Origin of the sequence: Flavobacterium eburneipallidum (assembly GCF_027111355.2) — a bacterium.
In the GTDB taxonomy this organism is placed as follows: Bacteria; Bacteroidota; Bacteroidia; order Flavobacteriales; family Flavobacteriaceae; genus Flavobacterium; species Flavobacterium eburneipallidum.
The window spans coordinates 557263-568050 of the sequence record NZ_CP114291.2; the positions used below are offsets into that span (position 1 = coordinate 557263).

General features: G+C 32.5%; 8 protein-coding genes. 5 read left to right on the forward strand and 3 right to left on the reverse strand.

Annotated elements, in window-relative coordinates; all coding sequences use genetic code 11:
• Window positions 1-58 precede the first annotated feature (58 nt).
• Window positions 59-1492 carry an asparagine--tRNA ligase gene (asnS, locus tag OZP15_RS02335; protein WP_269226897.1) on the reverse strand — a complete coding sequence of 478 codons (1434 nt, stop codon included), beginning with the start codon at window positions 1490-1492 and terminating at the stop codon, window positions 59-61.
• A gap of 211 nt (window positions 1493-1703) precedes the next feature.
• Between asnS and OZP15_RS02340 the strand changes: the two genes are divergently transcribed.
• The 3 genes from OZP15_RS02340 to OZP15_RS02350 are packed head-to-tail and all read left to right on the forward strand — an operon-like array spanning window position 1704 to window position 6307.
• On the forward strand, window positions 1704-2165 hold the full coding sequence (locus OZP15_RS02340) for a hypothetical protein (RefSeq protein WP_269226898.1): 462 nt from the start codon (window positions 1704-1706) through the stop codon (window positions 2163-2165).
• A gap of 5 nt (window positions 2166-2170) precedes the next feature.
• Window positions 2171-4597 (forward strand): GTPase, encoded by a 2427-nt coding sequence (locus OZP15_RS02345; RefSeq protein WP_281336900.1) that lies wholly within the window; start codon window positions 2171-2173, stop codon window positions 4595-4597.
• A 6-nt stretch (window positions 4598-4603) separates the two neighbouring features.
• Window positions 4604-6307, forward strand: coding sequence for a GTPase (locus OZP15_RS02350; protein WP_281336901.1), 1704 nt, complete (start codon window positions 4604-4606; stop codon window positions 6305-6307).
• Between the two features lie 45 nt (window positions 6308-6352).
• Here OZP15_RS02350 and OZP15_RS02355 read toward each other — a convergent pair whose 3' ends face one another.
• A complete protein-coding gene (locus OZP15_RS02355) occupies window positions 6353-7264 on the reverse strand; it encodes a helix-turn-helix transcriptional regulator (protein WP_269226905.1) in 912 nt (303 codons plus the stop codon).
• Window positions 7265-7407: 143 nt separating this feature from the next.
• On the opposite strand from OZP15_RS02355, the gene OZP15_RS02360 reads away from it, so the two are divergent.
• Complete coding sequence (locus OZP15_RS02360) at window positions 7408-7623, forward strand: hypothetical protein (RefSeq protein ID WP_269226906.1); 216 nt, start codon at window positions 7408-7410, stop codon at window positions 7621-7623.
• 47 nt (window positions 7624-7670) lie between these two features.
• A complete protein-coding gene (locus OZP15_RS02365) occupies window positions 7671-7925 on the forward strand; it encodes a hypothetical protein (protein WP_281336902.1) in 255 nt (84 codons plus the stop codon).
• 133 nt (window positions 7926-8058) lie between these two features.
• Here OZP15_RS02365 and OZP15_RS02370 read toward each other — a convergent pair whose 3' ends face one another.
• Window positions 8059-10677: an MGH1-like glycoside hydrolase domain-containing protein gene (locus OZP15_RS02370; protein ID WP_281336903.1), complete on the reverse strand. Its 2619-nt coding sequence runs from the start codon at window positions 10675-10677 to the stop codon at window positions 8059-8061.
• Between the last annotated feature and the right edge of the window lie 111 nt (window positions 10678-10788).

The window sequence follows — 10788 nt, forward strand, 5'->3', positions numbered from 1 at the left end:
TAATTGTTTAATTGGTTAATCATTTAAACAAATAAACAATTAACCGATTAAACATTTTTTAAAATTCTGCATTTTGTGGCGTTCTCGGAAAAGGAATTACGTCACGAATATTGGTCATTCCTGTTACAAAAAGGACTAATCTTTCGAAACCTAATCCAAAACCAGAGTGAACTGCTGAACCAAATCTTCTAGTGTCCAAATACCACCATAATTCTTCTTCGTCGATTCCTAGAGCTTTCATTTTTTCGACCAAAACGTCAAAACGCTCTTCTCTTTGTGAACCTCCCACGATTTCTCCAATTCCTGGAAAAAGGATATCCATTGCACGAACCGTTTTTCCGTCTTCGTTCAAACGCATATAAAACGCTTTGATATTGGCCGGATAATCAAACAAAATTACGGGAGATTTAAAATGTTTTTCTACCAAATAACGTTCGTGTTCCGATTGTAAATCAGCTCCCCATTCGTTGATGATGTATTGAAATTTTTTCTTTTTGTTGGGAGTAGAATCTCTTAAAATATCAATCGCTTCGGTGTAAGAAACCCGTTTGAAATTGTTCTCCAACACAAAGTTCAGTTTTTCAAGCAAAGTCATTTCGCTTCTTTCGGCTTGTGGTTTTGATTTTTCTTCTTCCAATAATCGTCCTTCCAGAAATTTCAAATCGTCTGCACAATTGTCTATCGCATATTTGATTACGTACTGAATAAAATCTTCGGCCAAGTCCATATTGTCATCCAAATTATTGAAAGCCACTTCAGGTTCAATCATCCAAAATTCAGCTAAATGACGAGAAGTGTTCGAATTCTCCGCTCGGAATGTGGGTCCAAAAGTATAAATCTGTCCCAAAGCCATCGCAAAAGTTTCTCCTTCTAATTGACCAGAAACGGTTAAGTTGGTATGTTTTCCGAAGAAATCTTTTTTATAATCGATGTTGCCTTCTTCATTTTTGGGTAAATTATCTAATGGCAACGAAGTCACTTGGAACATTTCTCCAGCTCCTTCTGCATCGGCTCCAGTGATAATTGGTGTATTCACATAGACAAAACCTTTTTGCTGAAAATAGCTGTGAACGGCGAAAGACAAAACTGAACGCACCCGCATAATCGCTCCAAAAGCATTGGTTCGAACTCTTAAATGTGCGTTTTCACGCAGGAATTCCAAGGAATGTTTTTTAGGTTGCATCGGGAATTTTTCTGCATCCGAATCGCCAAGGATTTCGATTTTTTTAACCTGAATTTCATATTTCTGACCTGCACCTTTACTTTCTACCAAATCTCCTGTAACCGAAATTGCTGCTCCAGTGGTGATTCTTTTCAGTATTTCTTCGGACGTATTTTCAAAATCGACGACACATTGTATGTTATTGATGGTCGAACCATCGTTCAACGCAATAAATTGATTGTTTCTAAAAGTTCTTACCCAACCTTTTGCATTGACTTCGTGAAGTAATGTTGGGCTGTTTAGTAAGTCTTTAACTCTGGTGTGTCTCATTTTAATTTTAGATTTTAGAATGCTGATTTTAGTTTATTGAAAAATAAGGGTTTCAATCGAATTACAAATATAATCGATTTGTTTGGAAAGTCATTGGATGAATTGCTCTATTCAGGAGGTATTCCTCGCTTTTCATTATTTTATTCCATTAAAAAACATTTCAATATTTAGCTGTATTTTTCTGTAAGAAATAGCATTAATAATTATATATTTGAAAACCCAATATGAATGTTCCAACATGATTGACCCAAATCGTCCGTATAGCAGACTAGCTATTGATAAAATTTTCACCAAAACCAAAGCTACAATGCAACAAGCCGCACTTATTCGTGGCGGAGATGGATTAGCACTTTACACAGATGTTTACACAGGCAAAATTTTGCGTGGCGGCGATCTTTACGACTACGAACACTTGCGTTCCTCCGAAGCAGTTCACACCCAATTCAAATTTCACTTAACTGATGACCAAATAGCTTTAGTAGTTAATTGTCCCGAAAATGTGGGCGTTACTTTAAGAAGCATCAATCAATCCAAAGGAAAACGAAAAATGGAAGATTGGTTGAGTAATCCTGCTAATATAACTATTTATGGAATTGATTTGAAATTGACTTTAGCGAATTTGAAAAAAGCAGATGAGGGGATTGAGAGAATGGTTAGGAGTTTTAGAAAATAAGTAAAATGAAAAAAGAAAAAGATCATAAATCTATAATTACATTAATAGCTGTTTATATAATTACTGCTGATAAGCAAATAGATAATAAGGAACTTGATACTATTTACGCATATAATAAAAATTGTATTGATATTGAAAACGAAATAAATAATATTTTTTCTGATGATGATAATAAAATTCTTTTGAGTGATTTGGTAAAAGAATTATCTTTTTTTCCTGACACTATAATTTATGAGGCTTATAATTTGTTCCTAGATATTATATATTCTGATGGATTTTGTCATATAAAAGAGCAAGAAAAATTAAACGAGATAAAAAAAATACTACCTTTTAATGATTCAAGTTTAGCTATTTTAGAATTATCTTTTCTTGAAAAATCAAAAAAGTCTCTTTACAAAGAAGAAAAAAAGAAAGACGATAAGTTTTATAAAAAGGCAATTAACAATTCTGATCAATCAGATAAAAAAGAGAAAGAAATTTTATTGAATGGTCCTCAATTTGTGCAAAAAATAAAGCAAATTTCAAAGACAGCAAAGTTTGATTTAAAATTTGTTGAAGAGGTAATTTCCGAATCTTCTAATCGCATTGTCAAATTAATAAATAGTTTAGAAAATAATAAACTTAAAAATCATAATAGGAAAGATGAAGAGTTTGATGGATTTGTTAGTCAACTCCAAAGAACTATAAAAGAAATGTCTACGAACCATTTGCAGGAGAATATTCAAGTCCTGAATAAAAAGAAACGTTCGGTAGATTATTTTACAATTTCGTTTTTGGGGAGGACTAAAGCAGGTAAAAGTACTTTGCATTCTATAATTACAAAAGATGGAGACGACGCTATTGGCGTTGGAAAAGTCAGAACTACTAGATATAATAGAGTATATAATTGGGAAAATTTAAGAATTGTAGATACTCCAGGAATTGGTGCTCCTGGAGGAATGTCTGATGTTGAAATTGCTGAAAGTATAGTTGATGAGTCTGATTTAATTTGTTATTTAGTCACTGATGATGCTATTCAAGAAACAGAATTTCAATTTCTTTCTGAAATTAAAAAGAAAAACAAGCCTGTAGTAATTCTTCTAAATGTGAAAGAAAATCTTGAAATCGAAAGTCGAAAGAATTTGTTTTTAAAAAATCCTAATAAATGGAGGGAACGAAGAGATAATAAAAGCATTCAAGGGCATATAGACAGGATTAATGACTATATGATTAAATATTATAATAGCAATCATTATAGAGTAATTCCTGTTATGCTGTTAGCGTCAAAATTATCTGAAATAGAAACAGATACTTCGGTAAAAAAGATATTGTATGATGGTTCAAATGTTGAAGAATTCTTGATTAGTTTAAAAAGTACTGTATTTGAAAATGGACATTTACGAAAATCTCAAAATATAATTGACGGTACTAATTTTAGATTGAATGCTTTTCATTCGGATATCAATTATCAGTATTTAGCATTGTCTGATATAATTTCACGATTAAAAAAAGAAAAGATTTCTTTTAGTGATTTCTTAAAAAAAAATAAAGGCGGATATGAACAAAATTTAAAGGATGAAGTTGAAACCTATGTTTCAAAAATTAGAAAATTTGCTAGAGATTTTGCAATAAATAATTGTGAATTAAGCGAAAGTAAATTGACTAAACTTTGGGAGAAAGAATTATTAAGTAGGGGCTATAAACAACAATTAGAAAAGAGAATAAGTGAAGAATTTGATATTATTCAAACAGAAATACGGTCAAGGTTAAATGAGTTTTTGGAAAGTTTTCAATTGTTTTTTAACAATTTAAGTTTTAACATAAAAAAAGATTCTACTTTTAATACAAGGAGTTTCTTAAAAATTGGTGGGAGTTTAATTGGAGTTGTGGGAGCAGTTGTTGGTTTTTGTGGTTTGGTGTCTAATCCTATTGGGTGGGTAATTGCAATAGGAGGTATTTTGGTTGGATTGTCTAATCTTTTATTTAAATCTAAAGCCAATAAAATTAAAGAAGCTCAAGAGAAGATAGAGAAGAGTTTGATAAAAGGAATTAATGATTTTGAAATACATTTGAAAAAAGAAATTTCTAAAAGTCTCGATAAGATGTTGTTTGATTATGATAAATCAGTCAATGATAATATGGGTAAATTGATTATTGAAGCTGAAGCATTTCAAAAATTATTAAAAACAGAATTAGATTTTAGTAATAGCAAAGTAGATATACTAAATAAAGCTATGATGATAAGAGTTTTGCAGCATACGAAACATCTCGATTTAGATTTTGATGTAAATAAATTTGTTTCTGAAGACAAAACCATAATTGACATTCAAAGAGATTTTAAGAAAAATCAAATTGAATTAAAAACTAGTCATCAGCTAGAAAGTAAAGACGTAATAAAAATATCTGAATTGCTTCAGTGCGATTTTAAAGTATATGGAACTAAAATTAAATAAATTAAAATGGAGAATAGTGCAGACTTAAAATTTAATAATTTATCATTAAAACTCAATGGGATTATTCAAAAAACATTTTTATTGTTGAATGAATTTGAAAAGATTGATGCTCTAGAATTGTTAACATCTAAATTAAACACAAGTAAAGAAAGTTCAGAGTTAAAAGTTGCATTTGTCGGACAGTATAATGCTGGAAAATCCACGATAATATCTGCATTAACTGGGAGGCGAGATATTAAAATAGATTCAAATGTAGCAACAGATGTTAGCTGTGATTATAAATGGAACGATATTAAATTCACTGATACTCCAGGTATTTTAGCTGGAAAAGTTGAAAAACACGATGAGGTTACCAAAGAAGCTCTTAGTCAGACAGATTTGATTGTTTATGTACTAACAAGTCAATTATTTGACGATGTTATTTTTGAAAACTTTATCGATTTGGCATATAATCAAAAGTTAAAAGATAAAATGCTTATTGCTATCAATAAGATGTCAAAGGAAAAAGGAGATTTTGATATACTTAAAAAAAATTATCAAGAATCGGTACTTACCGTTTTTAAAGAACGTGGATATGATTTTGACTTTGAAATAGTGTTTATTGATGCCGCTGATTATATGGAAGGAATCGATGAAAATGAGGAAGAACTTATACAATTGAGTAATTTTTCTAATTTTATTGAAACCCTAAATTCATTTATTGAGGATAACGGAATAGTTCAAAAGGCATTCGATACACCAATCCGCATAATTAGGGAAGAGTTGAGTCAAGTTGCTTTCGACGAAGTAGATCCAAATTTTAATCTGGTATTGAATAAATATCAAAATAGGCTTTTGAAACATAAATCGGAAATTGTTAGGAAGTCAGAATATTTACTTGAAAATTTGAAAACTAAAATTATCGAACAGGGTTATTTGGTGTCCTCTTCAATTGATCAAATAACCCAAGAAGATTTTGATGTGAAGCAAAATAAGTTTAATCTATTATTGGAAACCGAATCTACGGCAACAATGAGTCAAATTGAAAATTTGATCAAAGAAAAAACTAAAGTGTTGCGTGAAGAATTTGAAGAGATAAATCTAGACGATGATGTTTCTTTTTACATAGATAATCTTAAAAAAGATTCTGAACGTAAAAAGATAAATCCAGTTTTTAATAGTTCTTCTTTAGAAAGTAAAATACGACTCTTAAATACTTTAAAACAGAATTCTGATAAACTAACTAGTTTTTCAGGTGCTAATAAAGCTGCTGGTGTTTTTGCGAAATCGGGCGAAATTAGTGGGTCTGCGGGTCATACATTAGTCAAAAATATCGGCTCTACAATTGGATTTAAATTCAAACCTTGGCAGGCTGTTAAAATAACTAAAAATATTGGAAACGTAGCTAAATTTGCAGGCCCCGCAATAGCAGTTATTTCTACTGGTGTTGAGATATATGGAGCTATAAAAGAAGAAAAAGAACTTAAGGAGATAGCAGTTTCTAAAAGCCAAATGAATGAAAGTTTTTATGAAATTGCTAAAGAAGTAGTTTTACAGATAAAAGAAAAGTTCAATGAATATGTTAAAGAAAACATAGATAATAAGATAAATGAATTCCAGGAAAAGAAATTAGAGATTGTAAGAACTAATGAAACTAATTCAAAATTCCAAGAAGCTATAAGTAAATTAGATAGTGAATTGATAAATTTTATTGAACTGATAAATAATTAAAGTACTAATTAGGCTTCAACTTAAAAGTAAGTTGAAGCCTTGACTTTATAAATACCCCTCAAACCCCTTCCACAATTCCTCCTTAATCTCCTTCGCCAGCCATTTCGGCTCTACAACCTTAACTAAACTCCCATATTTCAAAACCTGTTGTGTGAACTCAAAATTAGGATGAATGCGTAGTTCAATAGCAAAAGCGTTTTCGTTATCGGCATTGATTTCCTTTTGAGAATGATGTAAAGGAAGTGAGACAATATATGGTTTTTGCGAAATGTGAAAGGACAATTCTATCTTCTCTAATTTATGATCCACATAATTCAAACCAATAACCTGGCTGAATTTGTCTTTGGCTTCCTCGGTTTTGGCTTTGAACTTTTTAGTACCTATAGTACTATTTTCTATTCGGTCAATTCCAAAAGTGCGATAGCCTTTTTCAGTTTCGCCAATAACATACCAACGGTTTTGGTATTGCTTCAGGAAATAAGGTTTTAGTGTGTATTCTTCCTGTTTCAAATGATAAAAACTATTGTGCTTGAATGTTACAGGCAATTGTTGTTGTATGGCATCCAAAACAATTTTGAAATTTGGGATGTGTTCTATTGCCGCTTTATTCTCGAATTCTACAAAGGATAGGGCATTATTTTTCTCTTTGAAATTGGCAGAGAAAAGTTCGGCAGTAGTCAGAATTTCTAACAAACTCAAGAATGATTCGGGGTTACTACTGTTTTCTTGGTCAAAGAAATAACCACCATTGTTATAGTCAAATACAATTTCAATTCCAAAATCTCGGGCTAATGTTTCTTTAAGTCTGTAAAAAGTACGATCAATGAAACCTTTGTCATTGTCTTCAAAATAAGCTAAAATTTCTTGCTTGGTTTTGTATGGATTTCGTTTTAGATAAGCCAACAATAAACTTATTCTTCTTAATTGGGTCAGGTTCAAACTCTGATTTTTTTTCATACTGTTTGTTTTATAGTACAAACCTATTGTTTTATAATGACAAAAGATGTCAGTCGTTTTATTTTAAAAAAACAATTTATCGCTGACATAATTTGACAGTCCGCTGACCTAGTATTGCAGTATAAACTTTAAAACAAATCATTATGAAAAATCTTTTCAAGAAACAAAACACAGAAATGGACTTTAGTAGTTTAAGCACCATTTTGACTTCAGGAGCTGCCGCAGGAATGGTAATTGCAAATCATTTGGGCAAAAACCCACAAACAGGAGGCATTATTGGTGTTGGTCTGTCATTATTAGTAACAGGTTTAATGACCGCTTTAGAAGATGAAACTACCTCCTCAAATTCTAAAAGCTAAAATACAAATTATTTTTAATCGGGCGCAAGTCACAACACCTTTAAATTATGTTATTTCAATTATTGTTAAATATTATTGTGTTTTTTATAAAATGCCTAGTCTGGTTTGTATTCGTATTAGCGGCAATTCCTTATGGAATTTATATGTTGTTAAATGATTGGTTTCCCATTTTTACTCATGATGGAGGTTTTTGGTTTTGGTCTGTTTTGTCCGCACTCTCCATAATAGGTTTTGTAGTGTTCTGGAAACCCATTATGTGGATTGTTGGTATCTTACAAGTATTAGGCGCAGGTGCTCAATAATAAAGACTTTTTAAGCCAAATGCTATTTTTCCTAGGCTAAAATATGGCTAAAATGATAAAAAAAGCACCCAAAACCATTAAATTAGATTTTGGGTGCTTCATTTTAATTGTAGCTTTTGATTTTTCAATCTAATTAACTATTCTCCTCCATTTCCAAGATTAAATTGGCAATAAGTGCCGTCCATCCAGTTTGGTGTGATGCGCCAAGACCTTTGCCATTGTCACCATCAAAAAATTCATAGAAGAAGTGTTCGTTTCTAAAGTTTTCTTCTTTGGAGAAAACATTATTTTCATCATCGGCATGGTATTGAAATTTGCCTTCTTCGTTTCTTTCAAAAAGTCGGATTAATCGTTTTGTGAGTTCGTTAGCAATTTCTTTTAAGTTCAGTTTATTTCCTGAACCCGTTGGGAATTCATATACATAAGTTGGCCCATAAAAAGTATAATATTTGCGCAAGGATTGAATAATCATATAATTTAATGGCATCCAAATTGGGCCACGCCAGTTCGAATTTCCGCCAAACATAGCGGAACGGCTTTCGCCAGGTTCATACTGAATTTGGTGTGAATTATTAAATACAAAAGGATGGTCTTTGTGAAACTTGGAAAGCGAACGAATTCCATAATCAGAAAGAAACTCGTTTTCGTCTAACAAGCGTTTCAAAAGATGTTCTAATCTAAAACCCCGCATAATCGAGAATAGAAAATTTCCATCTTTGTTAGCTTCTTCTAAATTAGAAATTAAGGACGCTAAATCTGGACGCGTTCTTATGATTTCGTTGGCTCTTTTTCTAAAATCTTTTAATTCTTCGAATAAATCTTTGTGCATAATTTCGACGGCAAACATTGGAATGACACCAACCAAAGAGCGTACTCTCAAGCGTTCTGTTTTTCCGTTAGACATTTCAACAACGTCATAATAGAAATTGTCTTCGTCGTCCCAAAGGGAAATATCTTTTTTTCCAATATGGTGCATTGCCCAAGCAATGTTTAAAAAGTGACGAAAAAATTTAGCCGATACTTCTTCGTAAATGGGGTTGGTTTTTGCCAATTCGAGTGACATTCGCAACATATTCAAAGAGAACATTGCCATCCAGCTTGTGGCGTCGGCTTGTTGCATTTTTTTGATTCCTTCGGGCATGTGATTGCGATCAAAAACCCCAATGTTATCCAAACCTAAAAAACCGCCTTCGAATAAATCGGTGCCGCTGGTATCTTTTTGATTAACCCACCAAGTGAAATTGATAAGCAATTTTTGGAATGTTTTTTCAAGGAATGCTGTGTCAGGTTTGCCAGTGCGCTGTTTGTCTTTTTCATAAACCGTCCAAACTGCCCAAGAATGAACAGGAGGATTCACATCGCTAAAATTCCATTCGTAAGCAGGAATTTGACCATTAGGGTGCATATAGCTTTCTTGCAAAACAATAAGCAATTGCTGTTTTGCAAAACCAGGATCGATTTCTACAAAAGAAGCCATGTGGAAGGCTAAATCCCAAGCGGCATACCAAGGATATTCCCATTTGTCGGGCATAGAAATTACGTGGCGATTGGTAAGGTGTTGCCATGAAAAATTTCTCATATTGGCACGATTGGGTTTGTCTTCTCCGGGACCACCAAAAAGCCATTTGAAAACATCGTTGTAGTAAAATTGCTTTGTCCATAACAAGCCTGAAAAGGCAGCTTTTGCAATAGCGCGATGTGCTTCGGGGATTTTTTCGGTTATGGTTTTGTTGTAAAAGTCTTCACATTCTTTTTTTCTTTGCTCGAAAATAGTGTCAAAATCTTCCCAAGGATTTTCAAGTTGAACATTACTCAACCGTAGATTAATGCTTTTCTCTTCGCCAGCTTTTAAATCTAATAAATAGCAAATAGCAGCTTTGGTCCCTGTTTTTTCTGGGTTTACAGTTGCTTTTCCGTTTACAATGTATTCATTGATGCCATCTTTGACATATTTATGTTCGTTACTATAATTATAGATTCGTTGGTTATTGGTTTCGTTTTCACAAAATAGTTGTTCGCCATTTTCGTGATAAAAATAATAATCGCTAATTCTAGAACTTTGGGTAAGTATGGTATTGTTGGAAATAGATTTCATATTGGGTCGAGGATGTCTGGCATTGTGTTTCCAGAAATTTCGAAACCAAATATGAGGCAAAACATGAATACTGGCAGCGTTTTTCCCTCGATTGACTACCGTAATTTTTATCAAAACATCATCAATATCGGCTTTTGCATATTCGACGTAGCAATCAAAATAAGCATTGTCCTTGAAAATACCAGAATCTAATAACTCAAACTCCATTTCCTCTCGACTTCTCCTATTATTGTTGACTAAATCGCTGTAAGGAAATTCATTTTGTGGATATTTATAAAGGTATTTGTTATACGTATGTGTAGGAGTAGAAAGCTGATGAAAGTAAAGTTCTTTCACATCTTCGCCATGATTTCCCTGATTATTGGTCAAGCCAAATAGGCGTTCTTTGATGATAGGATCTTTGCCATTCCAAAAAGCGGGAGCGAGACATATTATTTCGCGAGAGTCACAAAAACCAGCGATTCCTTCTTCGCCCCAACGATAGGCATTACTACGGGCTTTGTCATGGTCAATGAATTCCCAAGCTTCTCCGTGTTGACTATAATCTTCACGAACGGTTCCCCATTGCCTTTCGGCTAAATAAGGTCCCCATTTTTTCCAATTTCGGTAGTTGTCAGCTACGGCTAATCTCTCTGTTTCTGAATTTGTGCGAGCCATAAAATAGTTGTCTAAATTTAAAATCTAAAAACTTATTTCATTTTTTGGAATGAAATACTAGGTGTCTTTTAGTAAAAATAAACTTTTTTTTGACAAATGAATATCTAATTG

Bases quoted from the DNA above. Each gene is read 5' to 3' on its own strand.
- asnS (WP_269226897.1), bottom strand. From the start codon at position 1,492: ATGAGACACACCAGAGTTAAAGACTTACTAAACAGCCCAACATTACTT.
- OZP15_RS02345 (WP_281336900.1), top strand. From the start codon at position 2,171: ATGAAAAAAGAAAAAGATCATAAATCTATAATTACATTAATAGCTGTT.
- OZP15_RS02350 (WP_281336901.1), top strand. From the start codon at position 4,604: ATGGAGAATAGTGCAGACTTAAAATTTAATAATTTATCATTAAAACTC.
- OZP15_RS02355 (WP_269226905.1), bottom strand. From the start codon at position 7,264: ATGAAAAAAAATCAGAGTTTGAACCTGACCCAATTAAGAAGAATAAGT.
- OZP15_RS02360 (WP_269226906.1), top strand. From the start codon at position 7,408: ATGAAAAATCTTTTCAAGAAACAAAACACAGAAATGGACTTTAGTAGT.
- OZP15_RS02365 (WP_281336902.1), top strand. From the start codon at position 7,671: ATGTTATTTCAATTATTGTTAAATATTATTGTGTTTTTTATAAAATGC.
- OZP15_RS02370 (WP_281336903.1), bottom strand. From the start codon at position 10,677: ATGGCTCGCACAAATTCAGAAACAGAGAGATTAGCCGTAGCTGACAAC.